At 43.8% G+C, this 22,105-nt stretch carries 16 protein-coding genes and 2 tRNA genes; 4 read left to right on the top strand and 14 right to left on the bottom strand.

Going from position 1 to position 22,105, the window contains the following annotated elements; translation table 11 throughout:
* The 10 genes from infB to rlmE form a co-directional block, all read right to left on the bottom strand.
* The gene (infB, locus tag OCU50_RS11375) at positions 1–2,691 is read right to left on the bottom strand and encodes a translation initiation factor IF-2 (RefSeq protein WP_060468537.1); all 2,691 of its coding nucleotides are present in this window, start codon (positions 2,689–2,691) and stop codon (positions 1–3) included.
* Positions 2,692–2,713: 22 nt separating this feature from the next.
* Positions 2,714–4,201: a transcription termination factor NusA gene (gene nusA / locus OCU50_RS11380; protein ID WP_060468538.1), complete on the bottom strand. Its 1,488-nt coding sequence runs from the start codon at positions 4,199–4,201 to the stop codon at positions 2,714–2,716.
* A 35-nt stretch (positions 4,202–4,236) separates the two neighbouring features.
* Positions 4,237–4,692 carry a ribosome maturation factor RimP gene (rimP, locus tag OCU50_RS11385; protein ID WP_004738265.1) on the bottom strand — a complete coding sequence of 152 codons (456 nt, stop codon included), beginning with the start codon at positions 4,690–4,692 and terminating at the stop codon, positions 4,237–4,239.
* A gap of 234 nt (positions 4,693–4,926) precedes the next feature.
* Positions 4,927–5,003: transfer RNA gene (locus OCU50_RS11390), tRNA-Met, on the bottom strand.
* Positions 5,004–5,056: 53 nt separating this feature from the next.
* Positions 5,057–5,141: transfer RNA gene (locus OCU50_RS11395), tRNA-Leu, on the bottom strand.
* A 16-nt stretch (positions 5,142–5,157) separates the two neighbouring features.
* A complete protein-coding gene (gene secG, locus OCU50_RS11400; protein WP_004734504.1) occupies positions 5,158–5,490 on the bottom strand; it encodes a preprotein translocase subunit SecG in 333 nt (110 codons plus the stop codon).
* A 275-nt stretch (positions 5,491–5,765) separates the two neighbouring features.
* Positions 5,766–7,106 (bottom strand): phosphoglucosamine mutase, encoded by a 1,341-nt coding sequence (gene glmM / locus OCU50_RS11405; RefSeq protein ID WP_060468539.1) that lies wholly within the window; start codon positions 7,104–7,106, stop codon positions 5,766–5,768.
* Positions 7,107–7,127: 21 nt separating this feature from the next.
* Positions 7,128–7,958 carry a dihydropteroate synthase gene (folP, locus tag OCU50_RS11410; protein ID WP_060468540.1) on the bottom strand — a complete coding sequence of 277 codons (831 nt, stop codon included), beginning with the start codon at positions 7,956–7,958 and terminating at the stop codon, positions 7,128–7,130.
* A gap of 88 nt (positions 7,959–8,046) precedes the next feature.
* Positions 8,047–10,017, bottom strand: a complete 1,971-nt coding sequence (gene ftsH / locus OCU50_RS11415; protein ID WP_060468541.1) for an ATP-dependent zinc metalloprotease FtsH — start codon at positions 10,015–10,017, stop codon at positions 8,047–8,049.
* A gap of 107 nt (positions 10,018–10,124) precedes the next feature.
* Positions 10,125–10,754, bottom strand: coding sequence for a 23S rRNA (uridine(2552)-2'-O)-methyltransferase RlmE (gene rlmE, locus OCU50_RS11420; protein WP_060468542.1), 630 nt, complete (start codon positions 10,752–10,754; stop codon positions 10,125–10,127).
* A gap of 114 nt (positions 10,755–10,868) precedes the next feature.
* Here rlmE and yhbY point away from each other — a divergent pair, with 114 nt between their 5' ends.
* Positions 10,869–11,165 carry a ribosome assembly RNA-binding protein YhbY gene (gene yhbY, locus OCU50_RS11425; protein ID WP_004734509.1) on the top strand — a complete coding sequence of 99 codons (297 nt, stop codon included), beginning with the start codon at positions 10,869–10,871 and terminating at the stop codon, positions 11,163–11,165.
* Positions 11,166–11,294: 129 nt separating this feature from the next.
* Here the strand turns inward: yhbY and greA are convergent, their stop codons facing one another.
* Positions 11,295–11,768 (bottom strand): transcription elongation factor GreA, encoded by a 474-nt coding sequence (gene greA / locus OCU50_RS11430; RefSeq protein WP_060468543.1) that lies wholly within the window; start codon positions 11,766–11,768, stop codon positions 11,295–11,297.
* A gap of 514 nt (positions 11,769–12,282) precedes the next feature.
* Between greA and OCU50_RS11435 the strand changes: the two genes are divergently transcribed.
* Entirely contained in the window at positions 12,283–13,287 is a 1,005-nt protein-coding gene (locus tag OCU50_RS11435) for a porin (protein ID WP_017056662.1), read from the top strand.
* A 213-nt stretch (positions 13,288–13,500) separates the two neighbouring features.
* Positions 13,501–14,925 (top strand): serine-type D-Ala-D-Ala carboxypeptidase, encoded by a 1,425-nt coding sequence (gene dacB, locus OCU50_RS11440; protein ID WP_060468544.1) that lies wholly within the window; start codon positions 13,501–13,503, stop codon positions 14,923–14,925.
* A 112-nt stretch (positions 14,926–15,037) separates the two neighbouring features.
* Here dacB and OCU50_RS11445 read toward each other — a convergent pair whose 3' ends face one another.
* Positions 15,038–15,883, bottom strand: a complete 846-nt coding sequence (locus OCU50_RS11445) for a magnesium transporter (RefSeq protein WP_060468545.1) — start codon at positions 15,881–15,883, stop codon at positions 15,038–15,040.
* A 427-nt stretch (positions 15,884–16,310) separates the two neighbouring features.
* Positions 16,311–17,498 carry a tyrosine--tRNA ligase gene (gene tyrS, locus OCU50_RS11450; RefSeq protein WP_060468546.1) on the bottom strand — a complete coding sequence of 396 codons (1,188 nt, stop codon included), beginning with the start codon at positions 17,496–17,498 and terminating at the stop codon, positions 16,311–16,313.
* 129 nt (positions 17,499–17,627) lie between these two features.
* Between tyrS and OCU50_RS11455 the strand changes: the two genes are divergently transcribed.
* Positions 17,628–18,917 carry a peptidoglycan DD-endopeptidase ShyC gene (locus OCU50_RS11455; RefSeq protein ID WP_060468547.1) on the top strand — a complete coding sequence of 430 codons (1,290 nt, stop codon included), beginning with the start codon at positions 17,628–17,630 and terminating at the stop codon, positions 18,915–18,917.
* Positions 18,918–18,995: 78 nt separating this feature from the next.
* Here the strand turns inward: OCU50_RS11455 and OCU50_RS11460 are convergent, their stop codons facing one another.
* Positions 18,996–22,103: an efflux RND transporter permease subunit gene (locus OCU50_RS11460; RefSeq protein WP_060468548.1), complete on the bottom strand. Its 3,108-nt coding sequence runs from the start codon at positions 22,101–22,103 to the stop codon at positions 18,996–18,998.
* Positions 22,104–22,105: the final 2 nt, after the last annotated feature.

Consider the following 22,105-nt stretch of genomic DNA (forward strand, 5'->3'; position numbering starts at 1 on the left):
TTAGTCTAGAGTACGCTTAACTTCAACAATTTCGAATACTTCGATCTGGTCACCAACGCGAACGTCGTTGTAGTTCTTAACGCCGACACCACACTCGTAACCATTTTTAACTTCTTGAACGTCATCTTTAAAGCGACGAAGTGATTCTAGCTCACCTTCATAGATAACAACGTTTTCACGAAGTACACGGATTGGGTTGCTACGCTTCATCGTACCTTCAGTCACGATACAACCAGCAATTGCGCCAATCTTAGGTGACTTGAATACGTCACGAACTTGAGCAAGACCAATGATCTCTTGACGGAATTCAGGAGCAAGCATACCACCCATCGCCTGTTTAACTTCGTCGATAAGTTGGTAAATGATCGAGTAATAACGTAGATCTAGGTTTTCATTCTGAACAGTACCACGCGCAGTTGCGTCAGCACGAACGTTGAAACCAAGGATGATAGCGTTAGATGCTGCTGCAAGCGTTGCATCAGTTTCCGTAATACCACCTACACCAGAACCTACGATGTTCACTTTAACTTCGTCAGTTGATAGTTTCAGTAGAGAGTCAGCAATCGCTTCTACAGAACCTTGAACGTCAGCTTTAAGTACAACGTTAAGTTCAGCAACTTCACCAGCCGTCATGTTCGCGAACATGTTCTCTAGTTTCGCTTTTTGTTGGCGAGCTAGTTTAACATCACGGAATTTACCCTGACGGTAGTTTGCAACTTCACGAGCTTTACGCTCATCACGTACAACAGTCGCTTCATCACCTGATGCTGGTACACCAGAAAGACCTAGGATTTCTACAGGGATAGATGGGCCTGCAGTTTCAATGTCTTTGCCGTTTTCATCGCGCATTGCACGAACACGACCGTACTCTTGACCACAAAGAACGATATCACCTTTGTTTAGAGTACCAGATTGTACTAGTACTGTTGCAACTGGACCACGGCCTTTATCAAGACGGGATTCAACAACAACACCTGAAGCCATGCCTTCTTTAACGGCTGTAAGCTCAAGAACTTCAGACTGAAGAAGGATTGCTTCTAGAAGACCATCGATATTTGTACCTTGTTTTGCAGAGATGTGAACGAAGATGTTCTCACCGCCCCATTCTTCAGGGATAACGTCGTATTGAGCTAGCTCATTCTTAACGTTGTCTGGGTTTGCACCCTCTTTATCGATCTTGTTCACGGCAATAATCAGAGGAACGCCTGCCGCTTTCGCGTGCTGGATTGCTTCGATTGTTTGTGGCATTACGCCATCGTCTGCTGCAACAACCAGTACAACGATATCTGTCGCTTGAGCACCACGAGCACGCATAGCAGTAAACGCCGCGTGTCCAGGAGTATCAAGGAATGTAATCATGCCATTGTCAGTATCCACGTGGTAAGCACCAATGTGCTGTGTGATACCGCCAGCTTCGCCAGAAGCAACGTGTGCTTTACGAATGTAATCAAGAGTAGAAGTTTTACCGTGGTCAACGTGACCCATGATAGTTACAACAGGAGCACGACCTTCTGCGATAGCATCGCTATCACGGTCAGCTAGCACTGCTTCTTCTAATTCATTTTCTTTACGAAGGATAACCTTGTGACCCATTTCTTCAGCAACAAGCTGCGCTGTTTCTTGGTCAATCACTTGGTTGATAGTCGCCATAGCGCCCATCTTCATCATCACTTTGATAACTTCAGTTGCTTTAACTGACATTTTGCTTGCCAGTTCAGAAACAACGATAGTTTCGCCGATAGCAACGTCAGATTTAGCAACAGTTGCTGACTTATCGAAACCTTGCTGCATTGAAGTTGGTTTAGCAAGTCTACCTTTACCACCACGACCACGTTGGTTACGACCACCACGGTTATTACCTGGTTGGTTAGCCGGAGCCGCTTTCTTCTTGCGACGACGAGGTGCTTTTTCGTCTTTTTTATCAGCAGCATCTTCAGCTTCACGAGCGTAAGTAGAAGTAGTCACATGGTAATCCGCAGATTTCTCTTGCTCGCTCTTCTTCTTCTCTTCTTCAGACCAGCGCTCTTGGTTTTCTTCTGCTAACTTACGAGCTTCTTCTACAAGCTTAGCTGCTTCAGCTTCTGCTTTACGAGTTGCTTCTTGCTCTTGACGAGCTTTTAGTTCATCCGCTTCTTTTTTCGCTTGTGCGTTAGCGTCTGCATTTTTTGAATTCATGTCTTTTTTAGCCTTTTCAGCTTGTGCGCGTTGAGCCTTCTCTTCAGCATCACGTTTTGCATCCGCTTCACGTGTTACTTTTTCTTCAGCTTCGCGCTGTGCTTTCTCTGCAGCATCACGTTTCGCTTGCTCTTCAGCATCGCGTTGTGCTTTCTCTTCCGCTTCACGATTAGCTGCATCCTCAGCTTCACGTTTCGCTTCATCTTCAATAGTGCTGCGCTTCACGTAAGTACGCTTTTTACGTACCTCTACTTGAACATCCTTACTCTTACCGCCTCCAGCGGCAACACTTAGCGTGCTGCGGGTCTTGCGTTGAAGAGTTAAACGAGTCGGTTCTGTTTCACCAGAAGTATCGCCGTGCTCCTTTTTAAGGTGCGTTAGCAATGTTTGCTTCTCTGAATCAGTCACTTGATCCGCCCCTGATTTCTTCATGCCTGCATCAGCAAGTTGTTCAATTAAGCGGTCAACTGGCGTACCAATCTCTTCACTCAGTGCTTTAACTGTTAATTGTGTCATACCGCTTTCTCTCCTTGCTGAATTATTCTTCGTCGCCGAACCAACAGATGTTACGCGCAGCCATGATTAGCTCGCCTGCACGCTCTGCAGTTAGGTCTTCGATGCCTTCTAGTTCATCAACGCCTTGGTCAGCTAGGTCTTCCAATGTCGCAACACCTTTTGCAGCTAGCTTGTAAGCCATCTCACGCTCAAGACCTTCAAGTGCAAGTAAGTCTTCAGCTGGCTCAACACCATCGAACGTTTCTTCTTGCGCTAGCGCTAGAGTCGTTAATGCATCTTTTGCACGGCTACGTAGTTCTTCGACGATACCTTCGTCTAGGCCATCTACCTCAAGAAGCTCGCTTACAGGAACGTATGCTACTTCTTCAAGCGTAGAGAAGCCTTCTTCAACAAGCATTTGAGCAAAGTCTTCTTCAATGTCTAGATGCTTCATAAAGTTTTCAATTGAAGCAACCGCTTCTTCTTGGTGCTTCTTCTGAAGATCTTCGACAGTCATGACGTTCAGTTCCCAACCAGTGAGTTGAGATGCTAGACGTACGTTTTGACCACTACGACCGATAGCTTGCGCTAGATTGTCAGCTTCAACCGCGATGTCCATTGAATGTGTATCTTCATCTACGATGATAGAAGCAACATCAGCAGGAGCCATAGCGTTGATTACGAATTGTGCCGGGTTATCGTCCCAAAGCACTATATCGATACGCTCACCGCCAAGATCGTTAGAAACAGCTTGTACACGTGCACCACGCATACCAACACACGCACCAACAGGGTCAATACGTTTGTCGTTTGTTTTCACAGCGATTTTAGCACGAGAACCAGCGTCACGTGCAGCACCTTTAAGTTCAATTAGCTCTTCACCAATCTCAGGCACTTCAACACGGAATAGTTCAGCTAGCATTTCTGGCTTCGAACGAGTAACGAAAAGCTGGAAACCGCGAGCTTCTGGTTTCACTGCGTATAGAAGACCACGAACACGATCACCTGGACGAAAGTTTTCACGAGGAAGTTGGTCATCACGAAGGATTACCGCTTCTGCGTTATTACCAAGGTCTAGAATAACGGTATCACGGTTAACTTTTTTAACTGCGCCAGTTACTAGCTCGCCTTCGTTATCAATAAACTGTTCAACAATTTGAGCACGCTCAGCTTCACGTACTTTTTGTACGATAACTTGCTTAGCGGTTTGAGTCGTAATACGGTCAAACGTTACTGATTCGATATCATCTTCGATGAAACCGCCAAGTTCGATCTCTGGGTCATCGTACTTTGCAGCTTCAATAGAGATTTCTTTTGTTGGAAATTCAACTTCCTCAACAGCTTCCCAACGGCGGAAAGTTTCGAAATCACCCGTTTTACGGTCAATCTCAACACGAACTTCAATTTCTAGTTCGCTTTTCTTTTTTGTTGCCGTTGCAAGCGCGATTTCAAGCGCTTCAAAAATACGCTCACGAGGAACTGCTTTCTCATTAGAAACAGCTTCTACTACCGCCAAAATTTCTTTGTTCATTAATCTAGCCTCTTAAGCTCTTCTCTCTAGGAGAACTAAAATTTAGGGATCAGGTTAGCTTTCGCAATATTGCTAAGGACGAATTCTTCTTCTTGTCCTTCAACCAATACTTTCACTGTCTCGCCTTCGATAGATTGGATATCACCTTTCCATTTACGACGGTTGCCGACAGCCATTTTTAAAACGATGCTTACCTCGTGACCAATAAATTGTTGGTAATGCTCTGCTTTGAACAATGGTCTTTCTAAACCTGGTGAAGACACTTCAAGGTTATAAGCCACTGAAATTGGATCTTCAACGTCCATTACGGCACTGACTTGGTGACTAACTTCAGCACAATCATCTACATTGATACCGTTTGGTGAATCGATGTAAATACGTAGCGTTGAGTGCTCACCAGCACGAATAAATTCTAATCCAACTAACTCATAACCTGATGCTGCTACTGGAGCGTCAAGCATTTCAGTAAGTTGTCTTTCTAAACCAGTCATTTAACCACTCCAGAAACAAAAAAAGGGCTCAAAGCCCAATTTAAATTCCAAGCAAATATTATCTAAACGCATTTACAAATGCTTAGATAACAAAAAACCCCGTATAAGCCGGGGTTTTTATTGCTGGACCCTTATATGCTAAGCGTTATCATATTAGATATTCACTTAGCTCACAGTGAGGTTCACACTGTGCAAACTTGCCACCAACACATGCTACATTATAGCACTGAAAATTGGTTGCGGGAGCCGGATTTGAACCGACGACCTTCGGGTTATGAGCCCGACGAGCTACCAAACTGCTCCATCCCGCGTCCGACTTGTGAGCATTATACGCCCAACAAGATGTTTTACAAGTTTGTAAACATGGTGCCGAGAGAGGGACTCGAACCCTCACACCCTAAGGCACTAGCACCTCATGCTAGCGTGTCTACCAATTTCACCATCTCGGCATCAAATCTTTGCAGATTATTGTGGAATTTCGTCGCCTTGCGTCGGAACTTCACTCACTGCATCTTCAGCTTGTTGGATTACCTGACCTTGGGTCGGGTCAATCCACTGAGACTCAGTCTTATGTGTAGACATATTACCAAGTACTAAGCTAAGGATAAAAAATGTAGTTGCAAAAACTGCAGTCATTCGGGTAAGGAAATTTCCTGAGCCACCAGCACCAAACACAGTGTTTGAAGCGCCAGCACCGAAAGAGGCTCCCATATCTGCGCCTTTACCTTGTTGAATCAACACTAGGCCAATTACACCAAGCGCTGCCAACAGGTAAATCACAAGTAGAACTGTAAACATTTTTCCACCTATGTTCCTAATTGTTGAGCCAGCGCCGTTCAAAAAATACTTTCATGAACAAGGCTAGCGGCCTCCTAACTGAAGGCCGAGCAATACTAGCGAATGCAGCGTGGCCTGACAAGAGGATTTTTCCAAAAAATAAGTCTTTACCAAGTGAATGGTCAAAAAAAGGCCAAAAGCGACACCAAACACACTCAGGTCCCTTTAGCCTCTATATAACTCAACCACTTCTAATAACAGGGGACACTCAGTACGCCTGTTAAAGTTGAGGTTGATTAGCAGTTAGCTTTTACTGCATCAGCAATCTTAAGTGCAGATGATTGAACAAGTTCAGCGTCTTCACCCTCGACCATCACGCGCAGTAAAGGCTCAGTGCCAGACTTACGCAGTAGTACACGACCTTTCTCACCGAGCTCAGCTTCCACGTCAACAACCGCCGCTTTAACCACTTCGGCTTCTAATGGGTTTGAATCACCACTGAAACGAACATTTTCGAGAACTTGAGGGTATAACGTCATACCTTGAGAAAGTTCATTCAATGTCATATTACTGTCCACGACTGAAGCTAGTACTTGCAGGGCAGCAACAATAGCATCACCCGTAGTTACTTTATCCAACAAGATAACGTGACCAGAGTTCTCAGCACCGATTTTCCAGCCTTTAGCCAGAAGCTGCTCCATTACATAACGGTCACCGACAGCGGCACGTACAAATGGAATACCTAGCTGCTTAAGGCCGTTTTCCATACCAAGGTTGGTCATTAATGTACCAACAACGCCCCCCTTCAGCTCACCACGACGCAATGCATCACGAGCAATGATGTAAGCGATTTGGTCGCCATCTACCTTGTTACCGAGTTCATCAACCATAATGATGCGGTCGCCGTCACCATCAAAACCAAGCCCTAAAGCCGCTCCCTCTTCAAGTACTTTAGCTTGCAGAGCTCTAACATCTGTTGCGCCTACTTCATGATTGATGTTAGTACCGTTAGGCTCAACACCAATCGCAATCACTTCGGCACCGAGCTCTCTGAATACAGCAGGAGCAATATGGTAAGTCGCGCCATGTGCACAATCGACAACGATCTTCATTCCTGCAAGCGTCATCTGATTTGGGAACGTGCTTTTACAAAATTCAATGTAACGACCAGCCGCATCGTTTAAACGTACTGCTTTACCCAGCTCAGAAGAATCAACACACTCAATGTCTTTATCAAGTTCAGCTTCAATGGCTAACTCAATGTCGTCTGGCAACTTTGTACCTTCCGAAGAGAAAAACTTAATGCCATTATCGTAATATGGGTTATGCGATGCAGAGATAACTATCCCTGCTTCCGCACGGAATGTTTGTGTTAGGTAAGCAACAGCGGGGGTCGGCATAGGGCCTGTAAAGGTCGCCTGAAGACCGGCTGCAGCAAGGCCTGCCTCTAAAGCTGATTCAAGCATGTAGCCAGAAATACGAGTATCTTTACCAATGATTACTTTCTTTGTGCCTTGTTTCGCAAGAACACGTCCCGCAGCCCAGCCAAGCTTCAGAACAAAATCAGGGGTAATCGGGTACTGGCCTACTTTGCCACGCACACCATCTGTTCCGAAGTAACGTCTTTTATCTGACATGTGGATTTTCCTTAATTATTATTAGTGATTGTTATTCATCACTTCGATTATCTTCATCGCTTCTAACGTGTCTTCAACATCGTGAACGCGAATAATTTGAGCCCCTTTCATTGCAGCGATAGTTGCGCAAGTGACACTTGCTACCATGCAATCAGCGGGGACTTTGTCCAACAGCTTATAGATCATCGATTTCCTCGACATTCCAGCTAAAATTGGAAGCCCAAGAGAATGAAATTTATCAAGGTGTGCTAAGAGGTGATAATTATGTTCGATGGTTTTACCAAAACCAAAACCAGGATCAAGAATTAGCTGTTCTTTTGATATCCCCACGGCCTCACAACTTTCTACCCTTTCAGTCAAAAAGTCTTCTACATCCTTAAGGACATCATCGTAATTTGGAGTCGATTGCATGGTTCTTGGTTGGCCTTTCATATGCATCAGGCAAACCGGAACATTCGCATCAGCAGCAGCCTCTAAAGCTCCGGGCTCTTGTAAAGCGCGAACATCATTGATCAAATCAGCCCCCGCTTCAACAGCCTCGCGCATCACTTCAGGTTTACTGGTATCAATAGAAATCCAAACATCAAATTTAGCGCGAATGGCTTTAATTGTAGGAATCACTCGAGACAGCTCTTCTTCTAGGGAGACGTCAGGAGCTCCAGGGCGAGTCGATTCACCACCAATATCAATAATGCTCACGCCAGCTTGAATCATTCGTTCTGCTTGCAGTAAGGCATTATCTAATGAATTGAATTTTCCGCCATCAGAGAAAGAGTCAGGAGTGACATTGAGGATACCCATTACATGTGGGCGGTCTAAAACGAGAGTTTTATTGTTTGCTTTTAATATCATGAAATGCAGCTCTTAAAAAGTAAAACACTTAAGGCTATAAACAGAAAAACCCTGAACACAGTCAGGGTTTTAATTTATAGATTAGTGATTAAGAATCTTTGTTTTGAGCATCATCTGATTCAGATTTAACTTCTTCAACTTTCGATTCTTCAGCGTCTGGTTCGGCTTTTGCTTCAGATTGAACCTCAGCTTCAGGCTTCGCCTCTTCCTTCACAGGTTCAGCCTTCGCTTGATCACTCCAGCCCGCAGGTTCACGAATATCGTCTTTACGTTCCATCAAATCATCAATCTGACCGGCATCAATCGTTTCAAACTTCATTAGCGCATCTTTCATCGAGTGCATGATATCCATGTTATCTTCAAGAATTTGCTTAGCACGCGCATAGTTTCTATCGATTAAAATACGAATTTCTTCATCGATAAGTCGAGTTGTGTCTTCAGAAACATGTTTCGCTTGACTCATGCCACGACCTAGGAAAACTTCACCTTCTTCTTCAGCATAAAGAAGAGGACCCAGTTTCTCAGAGAAGCCCCATTGCGTAACCATCTTACGAGCAATATCAGTTGCACGCTCTATATCGTTAGACGCACCAGTCGAAACCTTGTCTGTACCGTAGATAAGCTCTTCAGCTAGGCGACCGCCATACAAACTAGAAATCATGGACTCTAGATGCTGACGAGACATGCTTATGCGATCTTGTTCAGGCAAGTACATGGTTACACCGAGTGCGCGCCCACGTGGGATGATTGACACTTTATAAACAGGATCATGTTCCGGAACCAAACGACCGACAATCGCATGGCCCGCCTCGTGGTAAGCGGTTGACTCTTTAACTTCTTCAGACATAACCATTGAACGGCGCTCGGCACCCATCATGATTTTGTCTTTCGCAAGTTCAAACTCAACCATAGATACGTTGCGCTTGTTACCACGAGCAGCAAATAGCGCCGCTTCATTCACAAGGTTCGCAAGATCTGCACCAGAAAATCCTGGAGTACCACGAGCTATCAAAGATGGTTCCACATCGCCTGATAATGGAACCTTGCGCATGTGTACTTTAAGAATCTGTTCACGACCACGTACATCAGGTAGACCAACTACAACTTGACGGTCAAAACGACCTGGACGAAGTAATGCTGGGTCAAGTACGTCTGGACGGTTAGTCGCAGCGATAACAATAATACCTTCGTTACCCTCGAAACCATCCATCTCAACCAGCATTTGGTTCAGCGTTTGTTCACGTTCATCGTGACCACCACCAACACCAGCGCCACGTTGACGACCTACGGCATCGATTTCATCGATAAAGATGATACATGGTGCAGCCTTCTTCGCTTGTTCAAACATGTCACGCACACGAGATGCACCAACACCAACGAACATTTCTACGAAGTCAGAACCTGAGATAGTAAAGAAAGGTACTTTCGCTTCACCGGCAATCGCTTTTGCAAGCAATGTCTTACCAGTACCAGGAGGACCAACCAACAGAATACCTGTCGGGATCTTACCGCCTAGTTTTTGGAAACGACTAGGGTCACGAAGGTAGTCAACAAGTTCTTTAACGTCTTCTTTTGCTTCGTCACAACCCGCAACATCAGCAAACATCGTTTTAATTTGTTCTTCGCTCATCATACGAGCTTTGCTCTTACCGAAAGACATCGCGCCTTTACCGCCGCCACCGCCTTGCATTTGACGCATGAAGAAAATCCATACACCAATCAGTAAGATCATTGGGAACCATGAGATGAAGATAGTGCCAAGCAGGCTCTGTTCTTCAGGTGGTGTACCCTGAACTTTTACGTTTTGATTAATTAAGTCATCAAGTAGCTTTTGATCATAAACAGGCATGTAAGTTACATACTTAGCACCACCGCCACGACGTGTGAAAGTGATTTCGCTGTTATTGAACTGTGCGTCTTGAATCTGGCCTTGGCCAACTTCCTGTACAAACGTGGTGTAATCTACTGCTCTGCCGTTACTTTCCCCAGGACCGAAGCTCTGGAATACCGACATCAACACTACAGCGATAACAAGCCACAGAATTAAATTTTTTGCCATGTCACTCAAGGTGTCAGCCTCTCGATAACTAATTGTAATTAAAGGTAGGGTACTACAGTTTGTCACCTGTAGCCATATTGTTAACTCTCACTCTTAGAAGAGAATCGTTAACCTTTGTAACCAGTGGCTACGATAAACACTTCACGAGATCGAGCTCGAGAAGAGTCGGGTTTTCTAACTTTGACTGTTTTAAACATCTCACGGACGTCTTTAACATATTGGTCAAAGCCTTCGCCTTGGAATACTTTTACAACAAAACTACCATTGGTAGCTAGAACTTGTCGACACATATCCAAAGCTAATTCAACTAAATACATAGCTCTTGGCTGATCCACAGAATTGTTGCCTGCTATATTAGGTGCCATATCTGACATCACTACATCGACCATGTTGGGTTGTATACGTTCCAATAGCGCTTCTAGCACAGCGTCTTCTCGAAAATCGCCTTGTAAAAAACTAACGCCAGCAATCGGATCCATTGGTAACAAGTCGCACGCAATGATTTGTCCGTTGTCTCCAACAATCTTAGCAGCATATTGAGACCAACCGCCAGGTGCAGCCCCCAAATCCACAATAGTCATCCCCGGAGACATCAATTTATCTTTCGTCTGAATCTCTTCCATTTTGAAATAAGCACGCGAGCGATAACCTTTTTTTCTTGCTTCGTTTGCGTACTTGTCGTCGAAGTGTTCCTTCAACCAACGGCCTGAACTGGCCGAGTGTTTCTGTTTGCTCATTGGATACCTAAATTGGAGGAAAGTACTAATTGCTGAATAAATTATAGTCTTCAGCTTTAGATGGCGTTAAAATAGGTTTTTTCAACCCTAATAGTAAAGAAAATTGGCCGCGTAATGAACCTAAGTACCAAACAAAAGCAGCATCTAAAGGGCCTAGCTCACAGTTTAAAACCTGTTGTGCTAATGGGCGCAAATGGACTTACTGAAGCTGTTCTAGCGGAAATCGAATTAGCTCTAGACCACCACGAACTGATCAAAATTAAAGTTGCATCAGAAGACCGTGAGACTAAGCAACTGATTATCGACGCCATTGTACGTGAATCTAAAGCAGAGAAAGTACAGACTATCGGTAAAGTTCTAGTACTGTTCCGTCAGTCAGAAGCACGTAAAATCGAGATTCCACGTAAATAAGTTAGCTATATAATAGTAAGCTAGCATCACAAAGAGGGAGCTACAGCTCTTATCTTATAGTGTAGCGTGAGAAACGAAAAAGGTCGCATTTAGCGACCTTTTTACCTATCAGAAACAAAGAAAATTCAATTAGATATATTCTACTTTGTCTATTTCGTAATCTTTATCACCGCCAGGAGTCGAAATCATCACTTCGTCGCCTTCCATCTTACCGATAAGACCACGAGCAATTGGTGATTTCACTGAAATACGCCCCGTTTTGATATCGGCTTCGTCTTCAGAAACGATCTGGTAACGATACTCTTCATCTGTATCCACATCGATCAAAGTCACAGTAGTACCAAAGATAATCTTACCTGTGTTATCCATCTGAGTGACATCAATGATCTGAGCCAGCGATAGCTTGTATTCGATATCTCGAATCTGAGCTTCACATATTCCTTGCTCTTCACGAGCTGCGTGGTATTCAGCATTCTCTTTCAAGTCACCTAATTCACGAGCTTCACCAATAGCAGCTGAGATAGCAGGGCGTAGCTTAAGTAGGCGATCTAATTCGTCACGTAGCTGTTGTGCGCCACGTACTGTCATTGGAACGTTTTCCATTTTTTACCTCTATGCCAAAGCTTTCTTTGGCCAACATAAATCCACCCAACGTATTTATTGGGTGGTAGAAACAAAACGATATGGCTTAGTGTAAACAAACTTGATAGCTAAATCATCTTTATTCAACTTTGCATTATAAAAGCTTTACCTAAGTCTAAATTACAGGCATCACAAAAATCAATACTAATCTCCCGACCAACAAATCGGAGATGAAATACCTAAAAATAACAAAAACAAACCAAATAAACACAGATCACACTTAAACTAAAATTATTTTAAAACAACAAGTTAAATAACAAAAAAACAATAAAACAGCGTTCAGTATTTTTATTGATATCATTTTACTAACGAAGCATTGAACTTTAAGGGTAAAAAGAACCCCATGAATTGCTCTAGCAAGTTTTGCACTTTTGCTCTAAGCATGATTATGAAGCTTGATTAATACGAGCAATACACAAAAAGGATTCAAATCCTTGATAAATACCTTTATGGACAGTAATTAGGAATTAATAACATGAATAACAAGACTCTGATCGCTCTAGCAGTAGCAGCAACAGTATCAGCCGGCGCAAATGCAGCAAACGTATACAGCCAAGATGGCACAGAACTAAACGTTGGTGGTCGCGCGGAATTCCGTGGTGATTTCATTGGTAACGGCGGAGAAGAAATTGAAGGCACAATGGCTAACAACAGCCGTTTCCGTCTTAACGTTGGTGGTACTACAGAAATCAATGAATCACTAAGCGGCTTTGGTTTTTACGAAGCAGAGCAAACAGTAAACTCTTCTAGCGACAATGATGCGAATTCTGACTTCAAACAACGTTACATGTTCGCAGGTCTTCAAGGTAACTTCGGCGCAGTATCATTCGGTCGTCAAGATACAGCGGCAGTACAAATCTCTCAAATGTCTGACGTAACGACATTTACTGGTGCTCAAAAAGAATTCATCAGCGCTGGTAACGAGCAAATCAACAACACAATCCTTTACACTGGTAACTTTGTTGATGCTCTAACAGTAAAAGCAAGTTTAGTTGCGGGTGAAGAAAAAGACACTGACGCTTACGGTGTTTCTGGTATCTACACTCTACCAATGGGGCTAGGCTTCGGTCTTGGTTACTCTGCTGGAGACAATGGCGAAGGCAACGGTTCTGGCGACGCTATCATCGCAGGTGTAAACTACACTCTTGATTCTCTATACTTGGCGGGTACATACACTACTGGCGAAGCAGACGATAAAGACAAATCAGATTTCAACGGTATGGAATTCTCTGCAGTATACGGCTTTGGTAACGGCTTCTCTTTAATGGGTGCTTACCAAAAAACGGATCTAAAAATTAATGGTACTAAAGAAGATCAAAGCGATTTCTTCGAAGTTACTGGTGACTACCGCTTCAACAAAAACATTAACGCTTATGTTGCTTACCAATTAAATAACCTAGATAGCCAATACTCTCAGATTGCTGGCAAGAAAATCGAAGGCGAAGATACTCTACGTCTAGGTCTAAAATACGCATTCTAATGTGTTAACAAACACTCTGTTTGTTATATAAAAAACCAAAGGTCTAGCAAAAATGCTAGACCTTTTTTATACCTCACCAAATTCACCACCTTTAAAGCACGCAGCCAAAGTAATTCCACCTTTACATTGAAATTTCACCCACATACGTGACCTTTGAGCCTCACTACGATAACTTAGCAATAGTTTTAGAACGGTTCTCATATTGGAATAAAAATGACCAGGTTTTATATACTTATCGTATCCTTACTATCGTGCTCTGCATTTGCCTACGCTCCTTTAAATAAACTGCCCGATGGCAGTAGCACAAGTTTAATCTTAGGATCTCTAAGTGGCGATTTAAATGAAATGGATATCGACAGTGGTGGCTTTTATCCACCAGCTAGCACTTTAAAACTGGTCACGGCTTTGGCGGCTAAATTAGAATTAGGGGATGACTTTCACTATACGACTAGCATTGCTCGTTCTAGTAAGGATGCTGTGATCTCATTTAGCGGAGACCCAACACTACAGCGAGACGATCTAAAAAACCTGTTAGCTCAATACGCTAAATCGCATTCTAAAAGCATCAAAGGTAATCTATACCTCGATAATTCAGCTTATACTGGCTATCAACGAGCGGTTGGTTGGCCTTGGGACATTCTAGGCGTTTGTTACAGCGCGCCTTCTAGTGCAATGACGTTAGACAGCAACTGCGCACAAGCCTCTATTTATACGAAAGATAACGGTACCACACGAGTATATATCCCAGCTCATTATCCGATAGACGTGACAACCACCGCAGCCACCGTAACTCGCTCAGGGCAGAAGGCCACACAATGCGACTTAGAGCTCATTACTACTCTAAACAACACTTACAAGCTTTCTGGTTGCTTGGTTGAACGTAAGAAGCCATTACCACTCAAGTTCGCGATTCAAAACCCAGAACTTTACACCTATCAAGTCGTCACTTCGCTTCTTAAAGAGCTGAAAATCCAAGTTAAAGGCGACGTAGTTGTTGGTAAAAAAGCTAAAGTAAACAAAACCATATTAGTCGCGAGTCACCGTTCTGAAAAACTTCCAGAACTGCTCGATACCATGCTGAAAAAATCAGACAACCTTATCGCAGACAACCTAACCAAAACGCTTGGTGCAACGTTTTATGTCCAGCCCGGTAGCTTTAATAATGGTACTGAAGCAATAAAACAGATATTGCAGACCAAGGCCAACATTGACCTAAGCAAAGCGCAGTTGGTCGATGGCTCAGGGTTATCGAGGAATAATCGCATGACCTCACAAACCATGGCTCAGGTTCTGCGTTACATCTGGGATAATGACCAACAGCTCAACCTCATTGAGGCAATGCCTACATCGGGCACAGATGGAACGCTCAAATACCGTCAAAGCATGAGAAAAGCACCAATCCAAGGTAATATTATTGCGAAAAGTGGGTCTTTGTACGGCAGCTATAACATGGCAGGTTTTGGTTTAGATAAAGTGGGAAATCCAAATTCGATTTTCGTGCAGTTTGTACGTGATTACTTCCCTGAAGAGCAAGATCCAGACAAACCAGTCGAGGCACCAATCACCCTGTTTGAACGTGCTTTCTACAAAGATGTGGTCAAATTCAGTCAACACAGAGTAAATCTAAGTAGTGATTAGCTTGTGGTAAGCCGCTAATTGCAGAATAAAAATGACGCTGAGGTTCTTAAATATTCAGCGTCATTTTGTTTCGAAGATGTTTTTTTGTTTCCAGAATCTTTATTTAAAGGCGTTAAGCAATGCCCAAGAATGAGTTCACGACCGTAAAATAAATCCACATCCCCGAAATATCGACTATCGAAGCTAAAACAGGGCTTACTAACACTGCAGGATCAAGCTTAAACAGCCTTGCTACGATCGGTAACCCAGCTCCTAATACTGTTGATATCGTCACCTGAATAAATAACGCCACCGCAATCGCAAAAGCAATCATATTGATGTCGTACTCCCCTGTTGACTGGTTATCACTAAACAATAAGATACGACCGATCATCACCACAGCTATAGCAAAAGCTAAGCAAATGGCGACTCTAAACTCCTTCCATAAAACTTGAGCCCATTGGCGCTTCTTCATCTCACCGGTGGCTAAGGCTCTGATCACCAGAGTCGCAGCTTGGGTGCCCGTGTTACCACCCGCAGCGGCTATAACAGGCATATAGATCGCCAGCAGTACCAATTGGCTCAGGATATCTTCATATTGAGCAATGATAAGTCCAGAAACAATACCAAGTAACGCTAAGGCGATAATCCAACCGATACGCTGCCTAACGTGGCTCATAACCCCCGTTGAAAGGTAACCCTGCTGAGGCTCAACCTCTGAATAGATCAACCCTAGTTGGTGAGCTAAATGTCGAGAACGCTTCTCAAAGCCTTGCTCCTCTAAACCACTAAGTAAGGCCTGAATCGCACTGAGAGAACATTGTCCAAGTACTAACACCGCATCCTCAAGTGGCATACGGTTCAAAAGGTTAATTTGTTGCTCACGTCCGTATTGCTGAAATGCATTAGATACAGCTCGGATGTCTTGCTCTGAATACAGAGCTTCAATAGATAAAAAAGTGTTGTTCATTACCGTCATGACGAATCTCCCGATTGGCAAAGGTAACGACCATCAAAACAAATAGCCTACAGCTAGTACACCAAGAGCATACCGCTAGGCGCACCAAGAGCTTAACGCTAGGCGCACCAAGAGCTTAACGCACAGATGTGTCTATTTGTTAGAATCTAGAGTGTGGAAAAGAATTAGAGGGGGGAAACAAAGATACCCTACCGGAACGGCAGGACAATAGATCAATACCGAGTCAGGTTATTCTTCTCCATTCAAACTAGGAGGATGGTCGGTATTGTTCATAAAAATCTCCAGAATTACTGCCAATTTGACAGCGCGCGCAGTGTAGCAGCTCACGTTCAAAAACTTTGTCAAATTTCGGTCAATAGTTCTTATTTTGAGGGGAATAAAAAAGGCATCCATAGATGCCTTTTCGATAAATCATCGAGCCTTAATATTACTTGATAGTAATACGAGCAAATTTACGCTTACCAACTTGGTAAACGGCGGTACCTGCTTCCGGTATAAATTTGCTATCTTCAATCTTTTCGCCTTCAAGCTTAGCTGCGCCTTGCTTAATCATACGCATCGCATCAGAAGTCGAGTTTACTAGGCCCGCTTCTTTTAGAACGTTAGCAATGGGTAGGCCTGCTTCGAATTCGAATTCAGGCATATCATCTGGTACTTGGTTCTTCGCAAAACGATTAACGAATTCTTGTTCAGCCGCTTCTGCGTCCGCTTCACTGTGGAAACGAGCAATGATCTCTTTAGCTAAAAGAACTTTCACGTCACGCGGGTTTTTACCTGCATCAACGCCAGCTTTTAGTTCCGCAACGTCTTCAAGTGGACGGAAAGATAGTAGCTCGTAGTAGCTCCACATTAGATCGTCAGAGATCGACATGATCTTACCGAACATCTCGCTTGGTGCTTCGCTGATACCAATGTAATTGTGCGCAGACTTAGACATCTTCTTAACACCGTCTAGACCAACCAACAGTGGCATCATCAATACTGTTTGTGGTTTTTGACCTGCCGCTTTTTGCAGTTCACGACCCATTAGAAGGTTAAACTTTTGGTCAGTACCGCCAAGTTCAACATCACTCTCTAGTGCAACAGAGTCGTGACCTTGTAGAAGTGGGTACATGAATTCGTGGATTGCGATCGGTTGACTACCAGCATAACGCTTTTTAAAGTCATCACGCTCAAGCATACGAGCAACGGTTTGGTTAGAAGCAAGACGAATCATACCTTCAGCACCAAGCTCAGATAACCACTCAGAGTTGAAACGAATTTGTGTTTTCGCAGGATCTAGAATCTTGAATACTTGCTCTTTGTAAGTTTCAGCATTCTTCAATACGTCTTCACGGCTTAGCGGTGGACGAGTGGAGTTCTTACCTGATGGGTCACCAACCATTGCAGTAAAATCACCAATAAGGAATGTCACTTCATGACCAAGCTCTTGGAAAGCACGAAGCTTGTTAAAGATAACCGTATGGCCTAAGTGGATATCTGGAGCAGTTGGATCGGCACCCAGCTTAATGCGTAAAGGACGACCTTCTTTTAACTTCGCTATCAGTTCGTCTTCTGGAATTAGTTCTTCTACGCCACGTTTGATCTCGGCTAGTGCAGCTTCAATACTCGCCATTCTTGTTCACTCCCACAGATTTGGCAAAAATATAATAATTAGACATCTTACTTGAATAGCGATGTATTTTGAAACCAGTTACACTATTCCATCGTCGATTTTCATCATATTTACAAAACGAACCGGAACATGTTATCAATTTTTGCACGTCTTCCTATTTTGCACCGGGCTTTTATCGCATTTTTTAGTGCCGTAATTTTCGTCGCGATTTTCTTACTCCCTGATGTCAACAGCTTACGTGACGACACTGGCGCTTTAGTCGTGGGAAAACATTACCCACTAGCTATCAATGCATCTATTCTTACCACTTCAAGTGACACACTACCAACATCAGTACTCAATTGGGAAAAATATACCGTTCGCTCTGGCGAAAGCACCTCTGTTTTATTCGAACGCATCGGCCTCTCATACCGCTTACTGATCACTCTACTTAATACCAATAATGATATTAAAAATCAGCTATCTAACCTAAGACCCGGTGATGTTTTGCAATTTGGTTTTGATGAAAACAACAACCTTATTCAGTTAAAACGACAGCTTAGTGCATTTGAACACTTTAAAATCACCAAGTCTGGTGATTCCTTTTCCTCAAGTTTTGACAAAAAAGAAATTGTCTACCAATACAATTATGCCGAAGCCAATATTACGTCGAATTTCTGGAATGCAGGCGTAAGCGCAGGGCTAACCGCAAATCAAATGATGGAGCTAGCGGGGATTTTCGGTTGGGATATCGATTTTGCTCTGGATATTCGCAAGAACGATAGCTTCAAGATTTTATACCAAGAGAAAGTCGTTGAAGGCGAAGTGGTTGGTCGCGGCAAGATTATCGCTGCAGTTTTCAGAAACCAAGGTGATTCATTTACCGCGATATTAGATGATAAAAGCGGCAACTACTTCGACGAAAATGGTCGTGCCATGAAAAAAGCTTTCCTACGTTCACCAATTGATTTCCGTCGTGTGACATCTAACTTTAATCCACGTAGAAAACACCCTGTGACAGGTAAGGTCCGCGCACACCGAGGTACAGATTACGCGGCGCCAGTAGGCACACCTATTTGGGCTGCTGGTGACGGTATTGTTCAAAAATCAGGTTACAACCAATTTAATGGTAACTACGTTTTCATCCGCCACAGCAACACCTATATTACTAAGTATCTGCACATGAAGCGACGTATGGTGAAAACAGGTCAGCGAGTGAAACAAGGCCAAACTATCGGTACTCTTGGTGGAACCGGTCGTGTGACTGGCCCACACTTACACTATGAATTCTTGGTCAACGGCGTACATAAAAATGCACGAACGGTGAAACTGCCTCAATCAAAATCGTTGACCGGCAAAATGAAAACGACCTTCATTGCTAATTCAGGGATCCGACTACAAAACCTTGAACGATATGGTCAGTTGCTTGCGACCAATTAGATCGTTTACAGGTTTCAGCAACTTCACCGTTAAATAACCATATGAGAAGAGCCCCTATTTAGGTGCTCTTTTTTATTTTCATCGAACCACAGTGTCAGTTATTTCAGGCTTCTTGTTTCGCCCTAGCATTAACAAACAAGGCGTCAGTACCAATGTCAGTACCGTCGCGAACGCTAATCCTCCTGCTATTGCCGTAGCCAATTGAGACCACCACTGCGTACTCGGAGCACCGAACTCTATTTTTTGATTTATCAGGTCGATGTTCATCTCTAAGACCATAGGCATCAGACCTAAAATGGTGGTTATCGTCGTTAACATTACCGGTCTTAAACGCTGAACACCGGTTCTTAGAATGGCATCTCGCTTATCTAAGCCTCTTTTTATTAACTGGTTATAGGTATCAATCAACACGATATTGTTGTTCACCACTATCCCAGCAAGCGCAATAACCCCAATGCCAGACATCACGATGCCAAACGGACGCTGGAAGATAAGCAAGCCAACAAACACACCAACCGTTGAAAACAACACCGCACTGAGAATCAAGAATGCTTGATAGAAGCTATTGAACTGAGTGATCAGAATCAACGCCATTACTGCAAGAGCAACCATGAATGCACTTTGTAAGAAGGCTGAAGAGTTTTCTTGTTCTTCATTCTGACCACGGATACGGAACTCAACGCTACTCGGCAGCCCCAACTCACTCAGCGACTGTTCGATCTTTGGCAGTTCGAGGGCAAGGTTATAGCCCTCTTCCATATCTGCCATGATGTTCACTACTCGCTTACCATCAAGACGCTTAATCGTGTCTTGCTTATGATCAGGAACTATCTGTGCGAAGTTGGTGATCGGAACAAGACCAGCCGGAGTTTTGACTCTTAACTGGTCAAAGCGGCCAATGTCTCTCTTATCATTCGGATAACGCACTAAGATGTCGACTTCTTCTGATGAGTCATCTGGCAGGTAATCACCAATCTTTAATCCATTGGTGACAAACTGAACGGTATTACCAACTAAGGTTGCATCCGCAGCAAAACGGGCAGCATCGTCTCGGCGAATATCCACCTTCCAATCTATACCGTCTTTACTCGCGGTATCACTAACATTGGTTAGCGCTTGGTTGCCGTCCGCCCAATGCCTCACAATTTTAGCCGCCTGATTAAGTTGCTCTGGTGTTTTTGCCGCCAGCTCAATCACTAAGTCATTTTCAACTGGCGGTCCTGCATCGGGAAACTTGAATTCAATCTCAACCCCTGGGTAGAGTTCAGTTTGTAGCTTCAACTCTTCAATGATCGCTTTAACACTACGACGATATTGCCAATCGACAGGTGTAATCGAGATCAAACCAATTTGATCGTCGCCACCCGTTCGTGTGTAAACAGTATCGAACTCATCATGATTCAGCATCATCTGTTCGATATCGCGCATAATGTCATCTTTTTCTTGAATTGAAAGATCACCATGTGAACGAACTTTGACGTTAAAAAATGGCGGATCGACTTCAGGGAAGAACTCAGCACCAAGTCCGGCCTTGGAGTAAGTAAAACCCACCGCAACCGCAAGTAATACCGCACCGAAAAGAATTTTAAATGGGTGACTAATCGCAATAGATAATGTGTGGTAATACGCCTTGGTTAAACCCGTTGCTTGTGAAAAATCGCCATTATGCAAAGCCACCATTCGAGCTTGGCTCTGAGGAGACACGTATTGAGGTTTACCAATCAATCCGCCTAATACGGGAACAAACAACAACGCCATGATCAATGAAGCAGTTAAGGTCGCGATCAGTGTTAATGGCAAGAACTTCATGAACTCGCCCGTCACATCCGGCCAAAACAGTAACGGAGCAAACGCCGCCAAGGTTGTAGCAGTTGATGCTGTTATCGGCCATGCCATTCGCTTGGCTGCATCTCGATAGGCCGCTTTACGTCCCTCCCCTTCTTGCATCCGCCTATCGGCAAATTCAGTAACGACAATCGCTCCATCGACCAACATACCAACAGCCATAATCAATGAAAATAGCACCACGATATTGACTGTTAAGCCAAATACAGACAAAACCAATAACCCCGTAAGGAATGACCCGGGGATTGAAATGCCAACCAGTAATGCGGTACGAACACCAAGAATTGCGATGATAACGATCACCACTAAAATAATGGCGGATAAGATATTGTTTTGAAGATCATTGAGCATGATCTTCACATCTTTAGATTCATCCCAGGTATATTTAACCAATAAATTGTTTGGCCATTCCTCTTGCTGTTGAGCTCCGACCATAACGGCTTTGACTAACTCTACGGTTTCGATGATGTTCTCGCCTGCACGCTTCTTAATATCTAAGACAACTGCAGATTTACCGTCTAAACGAGCAAAACTCTCTGGGTCTCGAAATGCTCGACGAACCGTAGCCACATCAGCGAATGTCACCACCTGTTTACCATCCACTTTGATAGGTAACTCAAGCACATCTTTTAAGGAGTCAAAAACCGAAGGAACTTTGACAGAGAAACGCCCATAACCCGTATCAACGAAACCCGCCGCCACGACTCGATTATTCAAAGCAATCAGATTGTAGATATCAGCTTGATCGAGGCTGTAACTTTCCATTAGTAAAGGATCAACGAGAATCTCTACGATATCATCACGATCACCCGCAATATCGACCTCTAGAATTTGCCGGTGGCTTTCTAATTCATCACCAAGATCTCGGGCTATTTGCACAATAGTTCGTTCAGGGACAGTACCGAATAACACAACCGAAAGTACCGGCTGCTCTGAAGCAAGCGTCACCTCATTCACAGTTGGCTCATCACTGTCTTCTGGTAGCTTTGGCTTAGCAAGATCCACCGCATCACGAACATCGGCCATCGCTTTAGTAAGATCGACACCAACGTTAAACTCCAACACAACAGAGGCATGCCCTTCAGCTGCCGTTGCCGTCATTTCTTTCACACCTTCAATCGATCTAAGCTCTTGCTCTATCGGTCGAACCAGCAAGCGTTCAGCATCGGTTGGGGAAATGCCTTGGTGTCCTACAGAAACGTAGATAATTGGTATTGTGATATCGGGGCTCGACTCTTTGGGTATCGTTATGTAAGTCACAACACCTGCTACAATAATTAGCGCCAAAAGTGAGAGCATTGTTCGAGATCGAGACAAGGCTGCATCAATAATTGAATACATCG

This window comes from Vibrio toranzoniae (assembly GCF_024347655.1).
Lineage (GTDB): Bacteria > Pseudomonadota > Gammaproteobacteria > Enterobacterales > Vibrionaceae > Vibrio > Vibrio toranzoniae.

Excerpts from the sequence above, each read along its gene's own strand:
- infB (WP_060468537.1), bottom strand. The coding sequence starts at position 2,691 with ATGACACAATTAACAGTTAAAGCACTGAGTGAAGAGATTGGTACGCCA.
- nusA (WP_060468538.1), bottom strand. The coding sequence starts at position 4,201 with ATGAACAAAGAAATTTTGGCGGTAGTAGAAGCTGTTTCTAATGAGAAA.
- rimP (WP_004738265.1), bottom strand. The coding sequence starts at position 4,692 with ATGACTGGTTTAGAAAGACAACTTACTGAAATGCTTGACGCTCCAGTA.
- secG (WP_004734504.1), bottom strand. The coding sequence starts at position 5,490 with ATGTTTACAGTTCTACTTGTGATTTACCTGTTGGCAGCGCTTGGTGTA.
- glmM (WP_060468539.1), bottom strand. The coding sequence starts at position 7,106 with ATGTCAGATAAAAGACGTTACTTCGGAACAGATGGTGTGCGTGGCAAA.
- folP (WP_060468540.1), bottom strand. The coding sequence starts at position 7,958 with ATGATATTAAAAGCAAACAATAAAACTCTCGTTTTAGACCGCCCACAT.
- ftsH (WP_060468541.1), bottom strand. The coding sequence starts at position 10,017 with ATGGCAAAAAATTTAATTCTGTGGCTTGTTATCGCTGTAGTGTTGATG.
- rlmE (WP_060468542.1), bottom strand. The coding sequence starts at position 10,754 with ATGAGCAAACAGAAACACTCGGCCAGTTCAGGCCGTTGGTTGAAGGAA.
- yhbY (WP_004734509.1), top strand. The coding sequence starts at position 10,869 with ATGAACCTAAGTACCAAACAAAAGCAGCATCTAAAGGGCCTAGCTCAC.
- greA (WP_060468543.1), bottom strand. The coding sequence starts at position 11,768 with ATGGAAAACGTTCCAATGACAGTACGTGGCGCACAACAGCTACGTGAC.
- OCU50_RS11435 (WP_017056662.1), top strand. The coding sequence starts at position 12,283 with ATGAATAACAAGACTCTGATCGCTCTAGCAGTAGCAGCAACAGTATCA.
- dacB (WP_060468544.1), top strand. The coding sequence starts at position 13,501 with ATGACCAGGTTTTATATACTTATCGTATCCTTACTATCGTGCTCTGCA.
- OCU50_RS11445 (WP_060468545.1), bottom strand. The coding sequence starts at position 15,883 with ATGACGGTAATGAACAACACTTTTTTATCTATTGAAGCTCTGTATTCA.
- tyrS (WP_060468546.1), bottom strand. The coding sequence starts at position 17,498 with ATGGCGAGTATTGAAGCTGCACTAGCCGAGATCAAACGTGGCGTAGAA.
- OCU50_RS11455 (WP_060468547.1), top strand. The coding sequence starts at position 17,628 with ATGTTATCAATTTTTGCACGTCTTCCTATTTTGCACCGGGCTTTTATC.
- OCU50_RS11460 (WP_060468548.1), bottom strand. The coding sequence starts at position 22,103 with ATGTATTCAATTATTGATGCAGCCTTGTCTCGATCTCGAACAATGCTC.